This is a genomic window from Clostridium aquiflavi, assembly GCF_031344075.1.
Taxonomy (GTDB): Bacteria; Bacillota; Clostridia; order Clostridiales; family Clostridiaceae; genus Clostridium; species Clostridium aquiflavi.
In genome coordinates, this window is the sequence record NZ_JAVJAN010000002.1 from 85,521 (window position 1) to 104,732 (window position 19,212).

At 33.9% G+C, this 19,212-nt stretch carries 17 protein-coding genes and 2 pseudogenes; 17 read left to right on the top strand and 2 right to left on the bottom strand.

From position 1 onward, the window contains the following. The first annotated feature begins 95 nt into the window (after positions 1–95). From RGC78_RS01045 to RGC78_RS01100, 12 genes and pseudogenes are all read left to right on the top strand, one after another. Complete coding sequence (locus RGC78_RS01045) at positions 96–329, top strand: helix-turn-helix domain-containing protein (protein WP_309555816.1); 234 nt, start codon at positions 96–98, stop codon at positions 327–329. A 43-nt stretch (positions 330–372) separates the two neighbouring features. Beyond that, positions 373–2,715 carry a DUF262 domain-containing protein gene (locus RGC78_RS01050; protein ID WP_309555817.1) on the top strand — a complete coding sequence of 781 codons (2,343 nt, stop codon included), beginning with the start codon at positions 373–375 and terminating at the stop codon, positions 2,713–2,715. 71 nt (positions 2,716–2,786) lie between these two features. Then, on the top strand, positions 2,787–3,206 hold the full coding sequence (locus tag RGC78_RS01055) for a hypothetical protein (RefSeq protein ID WP_309555818.1): 420 nt from the start codon (positions 2,787–2,789) through the stop codon (positions 3,204–3,206). A gap of 29 nt (positions 3,207–3,235) precedes the next feature. Continuing rightward, positions 3,236–4,117, top strand: coding sequence for a hypothetical protein (locus RGC78_RS01060; protein WP_309555819.1), 882 nt, complete (start codon positions 3,236–3,238; stop codon positions 4,115–4,117). A gap of 19 nt (positions 4,118–4,136) precedes the next feature. Next, positions 4,137–4,304, top strand: a complete 168-nt coding sequence (locus RGC78_RS01065; RefSeq protein ID WP_309555820.1) for a hypothetical protein — start codon at positions 4,137–4,139, stop codon at positions 4,302–4,304. Between the two features lie 131 nt (positions 4,305–4,435). Beyond that, a pseudogene (locus tag RGC78_RS01070) lies at positions 4,436–5,062 on the top strand (GyrI-like domain-containing protein); the annotation flags it as partial. Between the two features lie 250 nt (positions 5,063–5,312). Further along, positions 5,313–5,999, top strand: coding sequence for a hypothetical protein (locus RGC78_RS01075; RefSeq protein WP_309555821.1), 687 nt, complete (start codon positions 5,313–5,315; stop codon positions 5,997–5,999). A 493-nt stretch (positions 6,000–6,492) separates the two neighbouring features. Beyond that, positions 6,493–6,687 carry a helix-turn-helix domain-containing protein gene (locus RGC78_RS01080; protein ID WP_309555823.1) on the top strand — a complete coding sequence of 65 codons (195 nt, stop codon included), beginning with the start codon at positions 6,493–6,495 and terminating at the stop codon, positions 6,685–6,687. After that, the gene (locus RGC78_RS01085; protein WP_309555824.1) at positions 6,684–7,370 is read left to right on the top strand and encodes a response regulator transcription factor; all 687 of its coding nucleotides are present in this window, start codon (positions 6,684–6,686) and stop codon (positions 7,368–7,370) included. Before RGC78_RS01080 ends, RGC78_RS01085 begins: the two co-directional genes overlap by 4 nt. Continuing rightward, complete coding sequence (locus RGC78_RS01090; RefSeq protein ID WP_309555825.1) at positions 7,357–8,346, top strand: sensor histidine kinase; 990 nt, start codon at positions 7,357–7,359, stop codon at positions 8,344–8,346. The genes RGC78_RS01085 and RGC78_RS01090 overlap by 14 nt, the downstream gene beginning before the upstream one ends. Before the next feature lie 82 nt (positions 8,347–8,428). Next, a complete protein-coding gene (locus RGC78_RS01095) occupies positions 8,429–9,112 on the top strand; it encodes an ABC transporter ATP-binding protein (RefSeq protein WP_309555826.1) in 684 nt (227 codons plus the stop codon). Then, positions 9,109–11,694, top strand: a complete 2,586-nt coding sequence (locus RGC78_RS01100) for an ABC transporter permease (RefSeq protein WP_309555827.1) — start codon at positions 9,109–9,111, stop codon at positions 11,692–11,694. Before RGC78_RS01095 ends, RGC78_RS01100 begins: the two co-directional genes overlap by 4 nt. A gap of 202 nt (positions 11,695–11,896) precedes the next feature. On the opposite strand, the pseudogene RGC78_RS01105 reads toward RGC78_RS01100, so the two are convergent. Together RGC78_RS01105 and catA are read right to left on the bottom strand one after the other, a co-directional pair. Beyond that, a pseudogene (locus RGC78_RS01105) lies at positions 11,897–12,097 on the bottom strand (ATP-binding protein); the annotation flags it as partial. Between the two features lie 128 nt (positions 12,098–12,225). Further along, on the bottom strand, positions 12,226–12,885 hold the full coding sequence (gene catA / locus RGC78_RS01110) for a type A chloramphenicol O-acetyltransferase (protein ID WP_309555829.1): 660 nt from the start codon (positions 12,883–12,885) through the stop codon (positions 12,226–12,228). A gap of 314 nt (positions 12,886–13,199) precedes the next feature. On the opposite strand from catA, the gene RGC78_RS01115 reads away from it, so the two are divergent. The 5 genes from RGC78_RS01115 (at position 13,200) to RGC78_RS01135 (ending at position 18,981) form a co-directional block, all read left to right on the top strand. After that, on the top strand, positions 13,200–13,850 hold the full coding sequence (locus RGC78_RS01115; protein WP_309555830.1) for a TetR/AcrR family transcriptional regulator: 651 nt from the start codon (positions 13,200–13,202) through the stop codon (positions 13,848–13,850). Positions 13,851–13,933: 83 nt separating this feature from the next. Continuing rightward, a complete protein-coding gene (locus tag RGC78_RS01120; RefSeq protein WP_309555832.1) occupies positions 13,934–14,797 on the top strand; it encodes a sugar nucleotide-binding protein in 864 nt (287 codons plus the stop codon). A gap of 71 nt (positions 14,798–14,868) precedes the next feature. Continuing rightward, entirely contained in the window at positions 14,869–15,624 is a 756-nt protein-coding gene (locus RGC78_RS01125; protein WP_309555833.1) for a class I SAM-dependent methyltransferase, read from the top strand. Between the two features lie 22 nt (positions 15,625–15,646). Continuing rightward, complete coding sequence (locus RGC78_RS01130) at positions 15,647–16,492, top strand: GNAT family N-acetyltransferase (protein ID WP_309555834.1); 846 nt, start codon at positions 15,647–15,649, stop codon at positions 16,490–16,492. A 485-nt stretch (positions 16,493–16,977) separates the two neighbouring features. Continuing rightward, positions 16,978–18,981: a KUP/HAK/KT family potassium transporter gene (locus tag RGC78_RS01135; protein WP_309555836.1), complete on the top strand. Its 2,004-nt coding sequence runs from the start codon at positions 16,978–16,980 to the stop codon at positions 18,979–18,981. Positions 18,982–19,212: the final 231 nt, after the last annotated feature.

Here is a 19,212-nt window from a genome sequence, read left to right on the forward strand (position 1 = left end):
AGGTACTTTTTTATTTATTTTTGTAAAAAGAGTTGAAAATATTGTAATTATCAACCAAATGGTTTATTATGTGAATATATTTATGGAGGTGCTGTATGACAACATCTGATATGTTAATACAGTTATGTGAAAAACTGAATATAAGTATTGCTGAGTTATCAAGACGTATTGGGCAGTCACCACAAAATTTCAATAAAAAACTAAAGAGAAATACTGTGAATTTGGAGGAACTTATGGCGATTGCAGATGCTTTTGGGGTTACCTTTGAGCAATCTTTTACATTTGCTGATGGGTCTAAAATTAAAGTAAGCAATATGAAAAGTGATTAATAATAAATATCGTTAATAAAAAATACTTTATGAGGTGATTGAGGTGGCGGGGTGTACTTGTGAAAATTGGACTATTCAAGATTTATCATGTGCTTTAAGAGATATGCATAAGGATAGTAAACGGATTGTTGTTCCCATGTTTCAAAGAGGAAAGCGTTGGAAAAAAGACCAGGAACACAAATTTATAGATTCAGTTATTAAGGGATATCCAGTTGGAACTATGCTTTTTTATGAAACATTTGAGGATAATAAACGTACATATATTCTTGTTGATGGTCTGCAAAGGGGAAATAGTATAAAAAAATATATGACTAGTCCTACGGAATTTTTTTATGATGATAGTATATCAGATGAATTATGTGCTAGTATTTTGGAGTTAATTAGTAAGAGCGATGAAAGTGAGTATGTAACAGTACGTAATATTTTATCAGAGTTTATTAAGGAACAAAAAACTTTTAAAAACTTGCAGTATTATGAGGTAGCGAAAAAAATTGCTGAAAAATTTTCTGCTGGATATGAGCCAATTGGTGAAATCATCGAAATAATAAAAGCTTTTTTTGAAGAAAGACAAGCATTATACGATAAAATAGCTAGTACAGTAATCCCTGTTATTGTATATAATGGGGATGAAAATAATCTTCCAGAAATATTTGATAGAATCAATTCACAGGGTACTCCACTTGATCCATATGAGGTGTATGCTGCATCTTGGCCGGTTAATCAGCGCTATACTATAGCCAATTCTGAAATTATTGAATGTGTTGTTAGAAAATATGATACATTCATTGAAGATGATTTTGTTATTCATGGATATAATCGTGAAGAAATGCGTTCTAAAAAAGCAGTCAATGCATTTGAGTATTTGTTTGGCTTGAGCAAGTATCTTGTTAATAAATATAGTATCTTGGCATTTAATACGGGTCTATCAGATGATACTGTGAATTCACTTGGATTCGAACTCGTTAATGCTTGTTTAAATGATACAGATAGAATAAAGACGCTTTATAAAAATCTACAGACTATAGATGTAAATGCCTTTGAACAAGCATTATATAAATCAATAGATTTTGTGGCTGAATCTATCTCTATTGTTACTAAATTTAAAGGTAATTCACGAAGTGCAAATAAGCTGTTTCATTCGAAATATCAGATTTTATCTATGATTTCAACAACATTTAAAGAGATGTATGAACATGGAAATTATACAACAATATCGCCTCAGTGGAATGATAGAAAGCATATGCTTTCTAAAAACCTAATGCTGTATTATGTTTATGACATAATTACAAATTACTGGAGTGAAGGTGGGACTAATAAGATACATAGTGCTGCAAAACCAAATCGGTATATGATTCAAATTTCAAGTAGAACATGGATGGTTGCGTTGGATAGCTTTTTTGAAAAGTCAATGCTCCGTGCTGAAACTAAAAAGGTAGCAAGCCTGAAGAGCGAGGAGTATGTAATATTAAATTGTATTTACCTTAATACTTTTACTGCAATGGATCAACTTTCTATAGAGAAGTTTGATGTTGAGCATATTGCTCCCAAAGATCAGGTGAGAAGATTAATTGAAGCTTGTCAAGGCGAAGGTTTGCCAATAAGCTGTATTGCAAATCTATGTTATTTGCCTGAATATATCAATAGAAGTAAGAGGGATAGAAACTTTTATCAAGATAAGAAATATCTGCAGCACATAAATCTGCAAGAAGTGGAGTGCAAGTATAGCTTTACAGAGAGTGAAGATTTAGAATGGATGGATATGCCGTATGAAAAGATGGAAGACTTTGAGGTGCTAAAAGACTACTATACTGATTACTGTACAAAGCGATTTGATAGATTAAAACATCTTTTATGTGATTCGCTAAGTATTGAATATGAAAAAATCGATACGCAAACAGACGTTGTTCAAGAAGTTGTGTTGCCAAAACAAGAAGAAAGAAATCCTGGTAAACAAGTAAAATTTGCAGATAAATGTATATTGAAACTTGCACAAGCAATGGGGAAAGATCTTATTAAGGTTGGTAGGAGTTCATATAAAACCAAAGACAGCAATAAGGGATTTATTATCACAACTTCAAAGATGTATATACAAGGTAGCAGAGAAAAGTATTGGTTTGCATATCGTAAAAATCCATTAAAGGATATTCAAGGTTGTGAAGAACAGTATGTTGTTTATGGATGCAAAGATGAATCTACAATAATTTTATTACCTATCAGTGAAATTGAAAAGAGGCTTGATTGCATCAATATATCTAAGGATGAAGATGGAAATATTGTCCATTGGCATATGGTATTTTTTAAAGATAAAAACGGAAAAATGGCATGGTTACTATCTAAACCTCAACTTGAAGAAATTGATATCACTGATTATCAGTTAGAAGATTAAGTGATATGGTAAATTGCTTGATATAATGATTATTAGGAGAATTATATTGATAGAGGATTGTGAAGTATTGTATGAATATACAAAAAATAAGAATTACGTCAAACAATATCTGTTATGGTCCAGAGCCTTTCTCTACTGATGAAGTAGAACAACATTTAACTATATCAGCTACTGGACGAGTATGGTTTACAGGGTATAACTACGGTGGAGGTTTTGGGAAATATGAAATCGGGAGAAAACAACAGTTTAGTAGTGAAAAGATAACTATTAATGAAATATTAAATCTTTTTTCTCAATACTGTGAAAGTGAGCAACTACTTTGCTATGCAACAGATATAGGTATATGGGAAATGGAAATTACAGATACAGAGAATAAAAAATATATTTTTAAAGGTTCTCTTTGTGGTGGAGTATCTGTTGGAGATACGGATTTAACAGATTATATAAGGAAACACATCCCCATCGATGGCTTATTTGTGTTTAGTAGCTAATTTGATAAGATTTTATATAAATGAGAGGTTTGGATAAAATAGAATTAGTGGGGGCAGATAATATGTATATAGACACGCATACAAAAGAAACAATTCAACAATCAGTATGCCAAGTTTTTAATATAACGGTTAAAGAACTAGAACAACTTTTTGAGAGAGCTGGAAAAGCATCTTGTACAGAGAATTATATGGATGGAGATAAGTTTAACAAGGTTATAAATCAGTTCATTGACTTAAAAATGTCCAACAAATCCATTGACAAGATTTTGTTTTTTCACTTAGGGCGGAGGTTGAACTCTGCTAGTAATTGTGTAGAAGGAAAGAATCTATTTGAATTACTATCAACTGAAAATGAGATGAGCACATTTTTAAAAAATCATGAAGTAGCATTTCAACCGAATAATGAGCATTTAGATTTATATTATAAGGGAAAACTTATATCTTTAGATAACAATGAAAAAGAACACGTTCCTTATTTGAGATGGCGTTTGGGTTATAATAGTAATCGCATAGATTACTGTTTTAATGGTTTTATGCTTAGGGATTTACTATATAGAAACCACTATGCACGTGAATTATATGATGTACCTGAATTTATAGGAGTTTTGGCAACGTTCTTGGGAAACCGAAACATTGGAACAGATTATTTTCAAAACAGTAAATACTATTGTTTTGAATATCTTGTTCCAATCGACAAAGTATATTTTGATGACGCTGAGGGGTTACCAAAGGAAGGCAAACAGCGATATTTATTAAACCAAGTATTACATAGATTGTATGACTATGCGGTAACAGATATTAGATATGTGTTTGACCATGATAATCCAATTCTTAGGTTGGCAGACGATGATGTAATGCAAAAAGAATACTTTATTAACAAAGAAGAAATTACATGGGAAATGTTAAGGTAGAAATATAGTTAATTGTTTAATGATATACCCCTTTAAACGTGAAAATTTTAAAATTTATGATCCAGAACCTTCCACTACAGATGAACTAGAACAGCATTTAACTATATCAGCAAATGAGCGAGTATGGTTTATAGGTTACAACTATGCTGGTGGTTTTGGAAAATATAGAATAAGTAGAAAACAATAGTTTAGTATTGAAAAGATAATTATTGATGAAATCTTAGAATTATTTTCTCAGTACTGTCTGTGAAAGTGAGAAATAATAAATTGTAAAGATATATTTAAATAGAACAGTTCATATATAGGAGGAAAATGATAATGGCATTTGATTTTAAGAAGGAATATAAAGAATTTTATGTGGCTAAAAGCAATCCCGAAATCATGATGGTACCTGCCATGAATTATTTAGCAGTACGTGGAAAGGGCAATCCCAATATAGAAGGTGGTGCATACCAACAAGCTATCGGAGTATTGTATGCTGTGGCTTATACATTAAAAATGAGTTATAAAGGTAATTATAAAATAGAAGGATTCTTTGATTATGTTGTCCCACCACTTGAAGGATTTTGGTGGCAAGATGATATTTGCGGTGTCGACTATACTAATAAAGATGGTTTTAACTGGATATCAGTAATTCGGTTACCTGACTTTGTTACTAAAAAAGATTTCGATTGGGCTGTTGAAGAGGCTACACGAAAGAAAAAAATGGATTGCTCATCGGTAGAATATCTGACTATTGAAGAAGGTTTATGTGTTCAAATTATGCATATAGGGGCATTTGATGATGAACCAGCTACAGTAGCTATTATGGATAAATATGTAGAAGATAATGGATATGAAAATGATTTTACAGATAAACGCTTGCATCATGAAATATATCTTTCAGATGCCAGAAAAGTTGAGCCGGAAAAATTGAAAACAGTTATTCGCCACCCGATAAAGAAAAAGGAAGATATTAAAGATTCATATTTCACATCGGTTGCTCATAAATATATATTTGCTTTATTATATACGGACACTAGATTAAGACAAGAGTTATTAGGCATAAGTGAAGAGTTTTATGAAGACGAAAAAAAAGCAAAAGAGTGGAGAAATAAAATTGCCTTATTAATACATCCTGATAAATGTAAAATTGCAGGTGCTGCTGAAGCTTCTGCAAAATTAAGTGATTTATATAATAGGATGGTGGATAAGGATGAGTAAATTTGAACTAGTTGCCATTCCTGTTAAGTCAAATTCATATGAAAAACCCGAAAGAAAAAATCAGAATATTGATTCTAAAAAGTACGATAAAATCGATAAAGAATGTTCTGAAAATGTATTCTTATCAAATGATGGAAATGTTTATATTCCAGTTAAAAGTGTACCTACTATAATAAATCAACAGAAAAAAAGAGCCAACTATATTATTGACAATATTATTTCAGATGCTGATAAAAGAAATATTGCTGGTCAGGAAGTGATTAATTCAGCTGGAATTAATTATTATTTGGATAAAAATTCGCATCAAACAAGAGATGCTGAAGATGCAGAATTAAATAGATATGCAAGAAATCACCTTATTGGTATTGGTGATTCTGATCAGGCTGAAGCGATTAGACGTCAACTTGACACTCATACTAATAAGGAACTACCTAAACTAAAAAAGCAAAGAGGTAGTGATGTTGATGAGATAACTGGAGAACCATTAGAAAAAAAAGCAGCTTTTCACCATAGTAATGAAAAAGAGATATTTAATTATCCTAATGATGTACTTGACCCTGAAAAAGGAATAAATGTAAATGATGAAACTCATAAAGAAATTCACAGATTAAATATAATGGATAGTGAAACTTTAGAGAAGAATAAAGAAAAAATCAAAAAGAATATCACAAAAAAATAACGAAACTAGATTTTTAGTAGGTTGACATATTTCCACAAACGTCAAAATCAAAAAAAGTACCGTCGATTTATTCCCACGAACGGAGAAATGAAAAAAACACAAAAAATATTGCTTTCATATACGCAACTAGGGTTACGACATCAATCCAAGCCCTATTAGCCATGTGGAGTGCTGTGTGTTGTTACAACGAGCAAATACGTAGAAATCCTTTGTTTTAGGCACTTTTTCAAATATATTATCTTCACTGGTGATGGGGATAAAATCAGAAATAAGGTCATTAAGAACTATATCAATGTTTCTGTGGTAGTTGAGATATAGAGTGTGGGGATACAATAAAATAAAGGTGAAGAATCAAAGGGGTACCGTTAAAATGATATCTATTCTTCTCTTGTTTAGATGTTCAGAAATGAGCGTCTTTTTTCTTGCTATTTTTATACCTCGGTTTGTATATTTCCGTCGAAAGAAATATAATAAAATTATAGAGGTGTTATGCGTGGATTATATAACAACAAAAGAAGCAGCGAAAAATTGGGGAATTACAGCCAGAATGGTAGTGTACTATTGTTCTGCTGGACGTATTAATGGAGATAAAAAAATAGGAAATACATGGCTTGTTCCGATTGACACTGAAAAACCGGCTGACGGACGATACAAGAGCAGTAAAGTAAAGGATGGTGAAAATAAATGAAACGGATATTTTTAGTTGAGGATGATAAGGCAATTGCCAGAAACCTTGTGCTTCTGCTCCAATCGGAGGGATTTACAGTCACTCACGACACTACGAGGAGTGAAGCTATTACAACGCTTGCTGGGAATAAATTTGACTTGGCGTTGATTGATATTTCTTTACCTGATGGAAATGGCTTTACGGTTTGTACGGAAATCAAAGAAAAGCAAGATATCCCAGTCATCTTTTTGACAGCTTCCGGCGATGAATCAAGTGTTGTTACTGGGCTGAACATTGGAGCAGACGACTATATCACTAAGCCTTTTCGTCCGCGTGAACTGATTGCACGAATAAGAACAGCTTTGCGAAAAAGCGGACGTTCTCCATCGGCTTTTGAAATCTGCGGGCTTCATGTTGATATGGTAAGTGGAGTTGTGAAAAAGGATGGCAGTGAAGTTTTTCTTTCAGCCTTAGAATATCGTTTGTTGTTGATATTTATTAGTAACCCTAAAAGTATTATCACAAGGGTCAGGCTGCTTGACGAATTGTGGGACGCAGCGGGCGAGTTTGTCAATGACAATACATTGACAGTATACATCAAACGCTTACGGGAGAAGATAGAGAATGATCCAGCAAGCCCGCAAATCATTATAACAGTTCGTGGGACAGGATATAGATTGGGGGACGGGTATGCTTCGGAATAGAGAGTTTAGGCAGCTTGCCATTTTGTTCTTCTTAATAGTTGTTGCCACTGTAACGCTGGGATTTGCAATCAATAGGTTGGCTGGAATCCTTGCCATTGCTTCTTCAGTTACCTTTGGAACAGTATTTTTTGCTTTTACCAAAGCTAGATATAAAAGTATTGCGCAGATTTCAGATCAAATTGATCTTGTGCTTCATAACGCTGATCATCTGTATATTGGTGAATCAGACGAGGGTGAACTTTCCATTCTGCAAAGCGAGATAACAAAAATGATGTTGCGTATTCGGGAACAAAATGACGCATTGAAAAAAGAAAAAGAACATCTTGCCGATTCGCTGGCTGACATAGCCCACCAACTCCGCACCCCTCTTACATCCGTAAGCCTTATTCTGTCATTGTTAGAGAATAACTCTGACGAAAATGAACGAAAAGCATTGATACGGGAAACAAAGGAATTGTTTGTACAGATGGATTGGCTGCTTACTTCATTGTTGAAATTATCCCGCCTGGATGCTGGAATTGTGGTGTTCCAAAGTGAGCAGATAGATGTAAACAACTTGATATGCGCTGCACTTCGTCCGTTTCTAATCCGAATGGAGTTGCACGATATTGTTGTGCAAATAGATGTGCCGAAAAAGATAATTATTCAGGGTGATTCTGCTTGGCTTTCGGAAGCAATTCAAAACATTCTAAAAAATTGCATGGAAAGCGCAGGAGAGAATGGGAAGATTGAGATTGTCTGCACGGACAATTCATTGTTTACCGAGATTGCCATCCACGACAGCGGTGCGGGTTTTGAAAAAGAAGATTTACCATTCCTGTTTGACAGATTTTATCGAGGGAAAGTACCAAATGCTACAGGATACGGGATTGGATTGGCTCTTTGTAAGATGATTATAACACAGCACGGTGGGACGATTACCACAAAAAATCACCCGCATGGTGGTGCGATATTTTCCATTCGTTTCCCAAAGTGACGAATCTGTCACCTGAAAGTCACACAGATGTAAGTTGAAGGTTATATTATATAGATAAACCATAAGAAAGGAGACTCACATAATGGAATTTTTAAAAATTGAAAATCTATGTAAGGTCTACGGCAATGGCGAAAACCAAGTTACTGCCCTTGACCATGTTTCGCTTACAATCGAAAAGGGTGAATTTACCGCAATTATCGGTTCCTCTGGTTCTGGTAAATCAACTTTGCTGCACGCCATAGCTGGTGTGGACGTGCCGACAAGCGGAAAGATATACTTAGAGGGTCAGGATGTATATGCCCAGAGTAATGAAAAACTTGCTATTTTTCGTAGACGTCAGGTAGGACTGATTTATCAGTTTCACAACCTTATTCCTACTCTGAATGTGGTGGAAAACATCACATTACCTATACTGATGGACAAGCGGAAGGTCAACAAGGAGAGACTGAATGACCTGTTGGAGCTGCTTGGATTAAAAGAACGAAAAATACATTTGCCGAATCAGCTTTCGGGTGGCCAGCAGCAACGTGTTGCAATCGGTCGCGCATTGATGAATGCACCAGCGGTCATGCTTGCAGACGAACCAACAGGTAGTTTAGATAGCCTAAATGGACATGAGATTATTCAGCTACTTAAAGAAAGTCATAACAAATATCACCAAACCCTTATCATCGTTACACATGACGAAAACATCGCCCTGCAGGCAGACCGCATTATCTGCATTGCAGACGGAAAAGTAGTGCGTGATGAGAGGGTGAGAACATGAATATTTTAAACAAAGTTGCCTTGCAAGGAATGAAAAAGAGTCGCACACGAACAATTGTAACGATTATCGGAGTTATCTTGTCCGCTGCAATGATCACAGCAGTCACTACCTTTGGCGTTTCCCTGCTGAACTATTTGGCAAACGGAGCGGCCAAGAAATACGGCGGTTGGCACGTCGAGTTTTTGAACGTTGATTCCTCTTTCGCACAGGAACGAACTCTCGACAATCGAGTTGCAAACACTGTAACATTTGAAAATATCGGCTACGCAAAACTTGACGGAGGGAAAAACCCCAACAAGCCATATCTTTCTATAGCCGGATTTAGCAAGGAGGCTTTTGGTACCTTGCCCATAACCCTGGTTTCAGGTAGATTGCCGAAAAACAGTGGGGAGATTCTTGTTTCAATGAGCGTTGAAGCAAACGGTGGTGTTAAATTCGCGGAGGGTGACAAGCTTTCACTTGCTGTCGGAAGCCGCATGAATGGCAACAAGAGTCTTGGTCAACACGACCCGTACACTTCTGGGGGCGAAACTCTTGTGCCACAAGACGAGAGAACTTACACGGTTGTTGGTATCTGCCAAAGACCCAGCTTTGAGGAACATTCCGCACCGGGATATACATTGATAACGAAAGCAGATGCACAAGACAAAGCGGACAGCTTAAACCTATTTGTCACGCTTAAAAATCCGCGACAAGTACATGCTTACGCAAGCAGCATAGCCGGAAGCCATAGCTATGTCTTTAACGATAATGTGTTGCGCTTCATGGGTCTTTCGGACGATAATGTGTTCAACGTGTTTCTGTACTCGGTTGGTGGCATTTTGGTTGCCGTTATTATGATAGGCTCGATTTTTCTGATTTATAATTCGTTCAACATATCGCTGAACGAACGCACACACCAGTTCGGGATTCTTTCATCTGTGGGAGCCACAGCAAAGCAACTGCGAAATTCAGTGCTGTTTGAGGGCCTTTGTATAGGTGCGGTCGGCATACCGATTGGCGTTATCGTTGGCATAGGCAGCATCGAACTTGTGATTTCCGTTGTCGCCAGGAATTTCGGGAACGTTATGTATAGCAACGTACCTTTAACCTTGACAGTGTCTATCCCCGTAATTGTCGTTGCGGCAGCGGTCAGCATGGTTACGATTTTGATTTCGGCCTATATCCCGGCAAGAAAGGCTGCAAACACGCCAGTGATGGAGTGTATCCGCCAGACTAACGAGGTCAAGGTTGAATCCAAAGCCGTAAAAATGTCAAAACTGGCACAGCGCATTTACGGTTTGGAGGGAACTCTTGCACTAAAGAATTTTAAAAGAAACAAGAAACGCTATCGCAGCATTGTGCTATCCCTTGTTTTAAGCGTTGTGCTGTTTATATCGACCAGTGCTTTTGTAACGCATTTTAAGCAGGTGTCGGAGCGGGCAGTAGTGGTTACTAACTTTGACATCGTTTTGGCCACGCAGGACATGGACGATAGCAAAATGTTGCAGCTTTACGACAAACTAAAAACCGCCGACGGTGTTTACGAAGGCTCGTATCAAGCGCTTATGAAGTATTCATGCGCTGCCAAAGCAAGCGATCTTTCAGACTATTACTGGGAAGACGCAGGTTTACATTCACCGGATGAAACGGTTAATCTGCCAATGGAAATCCAGTTTCTTGATGACAGCGCCTATCTTAATATTATCAAAGGCTTGGGCTTGCCCGCAGAGGAATATACCGGGCAAAATGCGAAAATGATCGCCGTTGCCAAAATGACAAACCACATGAAAGATAATCGGGAGGAAGAGGTTGAGAATATTAGTGATCTGTTCAAGAGTTCTTCCATGAATTTTACCATCGCTCCCGAAACAAATGGCAATCCGAAGATGGAACAGGGGCGAAACGTAAGCATTAAGTTTGTCAATACCGTGCCGCCTGATGGACCCCCGATCCCAGAAAACTCCGGGTCGAAGAATCCGTTCTTTTTTAGGGTGATGGTCCCCTATTCGCTCAAAGAGAAGTTTGAAACCTCCGATACCCATGTGGCTATTAAGGGCTTGACATTTCGGTCAAAGAATCCCACACAGTCGGCGGCTAAAATGGAAGCGATGATTAAGGGTGCGGAAATTAAATCCAAGTATACTCTGTACAATTTTCATAAAATGCTTGATGAGAGCCGCAATTACGTATTCATTGCGAACGTGTTCGCTTATACTTTTATCATCATGATTTCGCTAATTGCAGTTGCCAATGTGTTCAATACAATTTCCACGAATATCAAACTACGTAGACAGGAGCTTGCCATGCTTCGCTCTGTGGGGATGTCTGACCGCGATTTCCAAAAGATGATGAATTTCGAGTGTGCCTTTTATGGCATGAGGGCGTTGCTCTTCGGGCTTCCCATAGCGGCAATCTCTTCTTGGCTGATTTACAAATGGATGGTCGGCGGGACGGACAATATCGATTTTGTGTTCCCGTGGGGCAGTATGGCAATCAGTGTGTTCAGTGTGTTCTTTATCGTGTTCATTACAATGCTGTATGCCATTAGCAAGATAAAAAAAGAAAATATTATTGACGCGCTTCGGGATGATATGACTTGATTTAAAACCGCCATCTCCCTTTTTTAAAATTGAAAATTCGGTTGGGTGTATTAAAGTCACACATTTTTTAGGACATGACGATATCAAGGAGGTATCGGCATGTCCGTTTTTATTATGATTCATACCCTAATTTCTGTTACTCATTAAAAAATATAAATGTTAAGTTAATGTTAAGTTTTTGATCATTTAAGAGTGTAGTTTTTTAATCATCTTCTTGTTTTAAATGATCTTTTAATCTATATGATTTCCCATTAATTGTAACGATGAGAGCGTAGTGTAAAACTCTATCTAAGATAGCGTTAGCTATAACTGTATCATAAAAAATATCATCCCAAGAATTAAAATTTATGTTAGTAGTTAAAATTGTGCTTTTCTTTTCATACCTTATATCAATTAATTGGAAAAATAATTTTGATCTTCTTTATCTTATAGGTAAATATCCCAATTATCTCTTTTTGGTGAGGCAGAAAAAACAGTAATTTAAAAGCTGAAGACTCTTACATATAATCTAACCCCAACTATCTAATATTCCTATTTATGTTGTAACCATGTTTTATAATTTAATGCTAATTCTTGTACCTCATTAATAAATCTGCTGATATGGTAACCATCACAAACTGCATGGTGAACCTGTATGGACATAGGAATAAATATTTTATTATTCTGCTCAAAATATTTGCCCATAGTAAAAATAGGAACTAAATATGTTCCATCATTGTACACATTCAGATTAAATCCAGTAAAATTCACCCAAGGTATGCTGGATACAGGGAATGTATTGGCTGGTTCATTTAATTTCGGAGTAAATTTCATAATGCCTCCGTAGTTTTTGATATCATCAAGATAATCATTGTAAAAACATGAAAAGCTTTCGTCATAATCTGTCCAGATACTTGAAAATGTTTCGTTATCCTTATGAAAGATAGTATAACTCGGACTCATACTATCCCAGTATCCTAAATTACCGTTTTCATCAAAACAAGTGCGGAATTCCTTATGATTATTAACCACAGTTGCAATGATATAAATAAGTGTTGGATATAGTTTAAGTTTTTTAAGTTTAATTTCATGCAATAGATTTGTTATTTCTATATTTGCTGTCATGCTATAAGTACACCTAACAGAATTCAAATAGTATTCAAAGTATGGCTTTCTGTCCCAATGTTCAATATCTATTAAATTAAATTTCATAATCTTTGCCTCCTAAAAAGTTTTATTAACACATTTTAGAAGGCAACCTCAATTGTAATAATCATTTTACAACCTCCTGTTATCTAAATAAATATTCTTTATTTTAAATTTATTTATAAGTATGAAGTATCTTTCACATGTCTATTATACATCTATGAAATTACACAATATATAATAGACGCTTATTTTACAAGTGCATATTAAAATATAGTTTGATTATATACTAATCTCCAACTCTTATTACTTACTTGACAGAGTTATACTCTGTTGGTATTATAATATACAGAGTGTAGCTCTGTCAAGGAGGAATATTTATGGCACGAATAGTAAAAAAACCAGAGGTAAGAAAAGGTGAATTATTGGATGCTGCTGAGAGGCTATTCATTGAAAAAGGCTATGAAAACACATCGGTTAAAGATATTTACACCGAGGTAAACGGCTCTTTTGGTATGTTTTATCACCATTTTAAGTCAAAAGAAGAAGTTTTAGAAGAAGTAAATAAAAAGATGATGGCGCGGAGATTTGAACCTATAAAGTCAATCATAATTGATGGCGATTTATCTGGAATAGAAAAGCTACGCAAAGTATTATCGCTTGCTATTGTATCCGCTAAACTAGAAATTACCAATCACTCAAGTAATTCATATCAAAAGAACCCACAACTGTTGGTAATGCATATGCATGATACCCTTGGTATTGCATCTGACTTACTTTCCAGTGTTATAGAGGATGGTATAAAAGACGGTACGATTCAAACTGAACAACCTCACGAGCTATCGCAAATGATTTTGTTATTCATAAATGTATGGGTAAATCCATGGATGTATCAGTGGTCTCCTGAAAAAATGCGAAATATCTTTGTATTTATGAAAGATATTTTTGATAAAATAGGTGTACCTGCTTTATCAGAGGATATGTTCAAAGGCTTAAATGAACTATCATTGCTTTTGCAAGAGGATAAATAGTTACTTAGTATATTATGTGAGAAAAAGTACAACAAGAAACTACGCAGCAAAATAAGTAATTAATAGTTTAAGGGAGAAGTAAGATGAAGATATTAATATTAGGTATGAGTGGAGTTGTTGGTGGAAGTATTTACCGATATTTTTGTAAAAATTATAATGTAAAAGGAACTTACTGTAATAATATTCCAGAAAACATAAGTGGAAACGATTTGTTTTTTTTTGATACACAGGACTTTTCACATATCAGTTCTATATTGAAGGAGTATTCACCAGATATTGTTATTTCCTGTTTGCGTGGCGAGTTTGAAGACCAACTAAAAACTCATGAACTTGTTGCGAAATATTTAAAACAGACAGAGGGACGATGTTTCTTTCTTTCTACTGCAAATGTATTCGATGGAGATCCATCTAAAAGAGCAACAGAATCTGATAACCCCAACCCTATTAGCGACTATGGAATATTTAAGTTTCAATGTGAACATTTATTAAAAAATGCTCTTGGAGAAAATCTAGTTATTATTCGTTTGCCTCATACATACACAAGGCGTAGCTTATTAGAAATGGTTGAGAGGGTAGCAAATAGACAAGAAACAATTTTTGAGAATCTGTATATTAGTTTAAACACAGGTGAGAATGTCGCACTGGCAATAGAGTTCTTAATAAAAGAAAATAAAAAAGGTATCTATCATTTAGCTAGTAGTGATATTGCAGGACAAAAAGAATTTATTGATTTTGTATTACATGAGCTGGGCAGAAAAGATGTGGATTATCTGGTCAAACATTTAACTCAAAGTACGTACTTGCAAGCCTTGGGAAAAGATAAGAATAGCAGTGTAGAGAGTTTACCAGAAGATAATTTTATTGTATCAGTAGCCACAGAAAAAGAAGATCTATTGGAAAGGCTTAACCATTCATGGCGAACAATAGCATTTAATTTACTAAAATGATAACAATTATTAAGATTTAGCTAAAAAGTCATTGCTATTTATGATTGTCATTTAAAATAGGAGGAACTTATATGAGCCAGAACATATACGACAATGAAATATTTTTTATAGAGTATATGAAACTAAGGAACGAAAAAAGCTATAATGACTTATTAGAGCAACCGGAAATAAATAAATTATTACCAGATATAAAGGGCAAAACGATTTTAGATATAGGGTGTGGATACGGACACAATAGTCTTTTATTTGCACAGAACGGGGCTAAAAAAGTAATCGGCATTGATATATCACAAAAGATGCTTGAAGTAGCAAAAAAGGAATCTTGTCATCCTTGCATTGAGTATCGCCAGATGGATATGTCTGAAATATTGGCTTTGACACAAAAATTTGACATGGTATACAGTTCGCTTGCATTTCATTATGCTGAGAATTTTCAAAAGCTTATCAAAGATGTTTATGATCTCTTAAACAAGGGAGGGTACTTAATTTATTCGCAGGAACATCCCATTGTAACTGCTACCATGGATTGTAAGGGGCATCATAATCTGGATGAAAATGGAAACTTTGTGTCCTACACTTTTTCTGACTATGCAAAGAGCGGGCAACGTGTAGGTACATGGTTTGTTGATGGTGTGATTAATTACCATCGTTCTATGGGAGAAATCGTATCAACATTAGCACATACAGGTTTTATGATTACAGATATGATAGAACCTACGCCAGAAGCATGGGCATTGGAAGAAAAACCTGATTTGATGAAAGAATTTATTAAACCTACATTTTTAATCATAAAAGCGAGAAAGTCAGAATTCAGCTGTGATTGTTAAGCCATTAGGTATAGGAGGAAAAATGTTAGAATATAGAACTTTAAATAAAACAAGTATAGAAACACTTCACAAAGCATTTCTGGGTGCATTTTCTGATTATCAGGTTAAAATTGATTTATCTATTGGAAAGTTTAAACAAACACTTCAAAGAAGAGGATATGCTCCAGAGATATCAATAGGTGCGTTTGAAAACGATATATTGGTTGGTTTTATTCTAAATGGACTTAGAAGTTTGAACGGAAAAACAACTGTGTATGATATTGGAACAGGCGTTATCATTGATTACAGAAGACAAGGCATCACTAGTAGTATGCTTTTGAAAGCCAAAGAAATACTTAAACAAAAACAAGTAGAGCAGTATTTGCTTGAGGTTATTCAATCTAATACATCTGCATTTCAATTTTACAATAAAGAAGGATTCGAGATTAAAAGGAAGTTTCCATGCTTTCAATTAGATAAAGAGAGTTATCTTCCTTTGAAAACCTATAAAGTTGAGCACACGGACAAAATGGTATGGGAACAATTAACGGAGTTTTGGGATTTTGAACCCTCTTGGCAAAATTCAATCGATTCAATTAATGCAGTGTCAGAGGAATTTCTATATTCTATTGTACGTTTTGATAATACAATTGTTGGATATGGCATTATTGATAAAAGAACAGGAGATATCCCTCAAATCGCAGTAAATAAACATTATAGAGGTAAAGGAATTGCCAGAAGCATCATTACTGATTTAATAGAGAACACAGAATCATTTGAAATCAGTGTTCTTAATGTAGATGATGAATCTAAATGTACTAAAGACTTCCTGATTAATTTAGGGTTTGAATATATTGTTGGACAGTACGAGATGATTTTGAAAATATAACTGTTTATTTAAAAATGTTATGAATACTGAATTATAGAAAAATTTATATTAAAAATGGATTCAAAAAGTTTGATAGAACGATTTTTCTTGCCAAATAAGACTCAACAAAGTAATTTACCTATCATAATTGGCGTAAAGGCACATATTGAAAATTTAGTAAAATTAATAAAAAATAGGTATTAAATGCAGTAATAGAAATCCTAATTAGAAATTTATCTAGTTGGGATTTTTGTTTTATATAATTTAGAATATTAAAATATAATCTAATTTTACTAATCTTAGAAAAATTAGATTGACTTATTTTTTTACCGTTTTATAATAAATATTATTTCAATAATAAACAAATACTAAATGTGTTGAATTAATAATATACACTTGCAATGTAAAAAAAGTTTAAAGAATAATTTAAAAAAATTAATTCAAATATATAAGCGTAATTAGAATTTATATATTACTATTTTAAATGCAGAAAAGGAAGATTAAACATGCGATCAATTATAAAACAAAACAATATTTCTAAATTGACCTTAGGAGGGATTTTAGTAACATTAGGTGTGGTGTATGGAGATATCGGAACTTCACCACTTTATGTAATGAAATCAGTCCTAAATGGTAATGGTGGCTTAGAAAATGTATCTGAAAATTTTATTCTTGGAACTTTATCTCTGGTTTTTTGGACAATTACTATTTTAACAACAATAAAATATGTTCTTATCACTTTAAAAGCAGATAATAAGGGTGAAGGTGGTATTTTTTCTCTTTTCACCTTAGTTCGTAATCGTGCAAAGTGGCTTATTATTCCTGCTATGATTGGTGGATCTGCACTTTTAGCTGATGGAATGTTGACACCCGCTGTGACTGTAACTTCAGCAGTTGAAGGGTTAAAGTTAATTCCAGAATTTAATACAGTTTTTGGTAGTCATCAAAATAGTATTATTACAATTGTAATAGTAATTATAAGTATTCTCTTTTTTATTCAACATTTTGGTACTGATTTAATTGGGAAAATGTTTGGTCCAATTATGCTTATTTGGTTTTGTAGTTTAGCATTCTTTGGAATTATTAATATTTCTCATGATTGGACATTATTACGTGCACTATCTCCGCACTACGGAATTAGCATTCTTTTTAGTAGTGAAAATAAATTGGGATTCTTTATACTTGGTAGTATATTTTTATCATCAACAGGTGCTGAGGCTCTTTATTCAGATCTTGGACACGTTGGTAAAAATAACATTTATGGAACTTGGCCTTTTGTAAAAATATGTTTATTATTAAATTATTTTGGTCAAGGGGCTTGGATATTGGCAGTGAAGAACAATCCTAACTTTATTAATTCGGAAGACTTAAACCCGTTTTTTCAAATGATTCCAAATAGTCTTCTGGTATTTGGTATAATAATTTCAACTTTAGCTGCAATTATTGCTTCTCAGGCATTAATTTCAGGGTCTTTTACACTTGTATCTGAAGCTATTAAATTGAACTTATTTCCTAAATTACATACTATGTATCCATCTAGTTCTAAGGGCCAACTCTATATACCAGCGGTTAATAGACTTTTATGGATTGTTTGTATTGGAATTGTGCTTTACTTTAAAAATTCCGAACATATGGAAGCAGCCTATGGATTATCAATTACAGTTACTATGTTAATGACAACTATTCTGTTATTTAACTATTTATTAAAGCAAAAGATTCCATTTATTATTGCTCTAGTTATGCTTATTTTCTTTGCTAGCTTTGAATTTTCTTTCTTTATTGCAAATGTTGCTAAATTTATGCATGGAGGATTTATAGCTGTTTTAATTGCCTGTGCAATATTATATGTTATGTATATTTGGATAAAAGGCTACAATATTAAAATGGAATTAGCAGATAATGTTCAAATTGAAGATTATATAAATCAATTAAATAGATTATGTCAAGATCCTGACCGTCCTAAATATACAACTAACCTTGTATGTTTAACTTCTACTCATGATCCTAAACAAATTGAAAGATCAATAATGTACTCAATCTTTGATAAAAGACCTAAGAAAGCAGATGTTTACTGGTTTGTTCATATTTCTGTTACTGATGAACCATATCAATCAGAGTATAGTGTAGATACTTTTGGAACATCTAATATTGTAAGAGTTCGACTAAAACTTGGTTTCAGAGTAGAGCAAAAATTAAATGTTTTTTTGCGTCAAATTTCAACTGAATTAGTTGAGAGTGGAGAAATAAAACTTCAATCTAGAACGTATACTATAATTCCTAATCGAAAAGTTGGAGATTTCCGTTTTATTTTAACTCAAGAAGAACTTTCATATGAATCAGGATTAGGTTTTTGGGATTCATTTATACTTAGGTCTAAATTATTTATAAAAAGATTTACCGTTTCACCAGAAAAATGGTTTGGGCTTGATACTAGTGATGTTTATATTGAAAAAATCCCACTATTTTTAGGACACACTGAGGGTACGATTTTAAAAAGAACTTCAAAATAATTTCGTTTGAATTTTATTCATTTTCTAGATTTATGTCATTGACCAATAATACTGGTAGCCAAAACTAAGTGCCTAAATCCTTATTTTGGGTGAAAATAATATAATAATAAAACATTAAAATGATATAAAAATAAATATATACATAAATACAAAAAAAGGATAGTAAAACTAATTTACTATCCTTTTTGTATATTGATAAAATTTTAAATAGACTAGATAATTATATTAAAA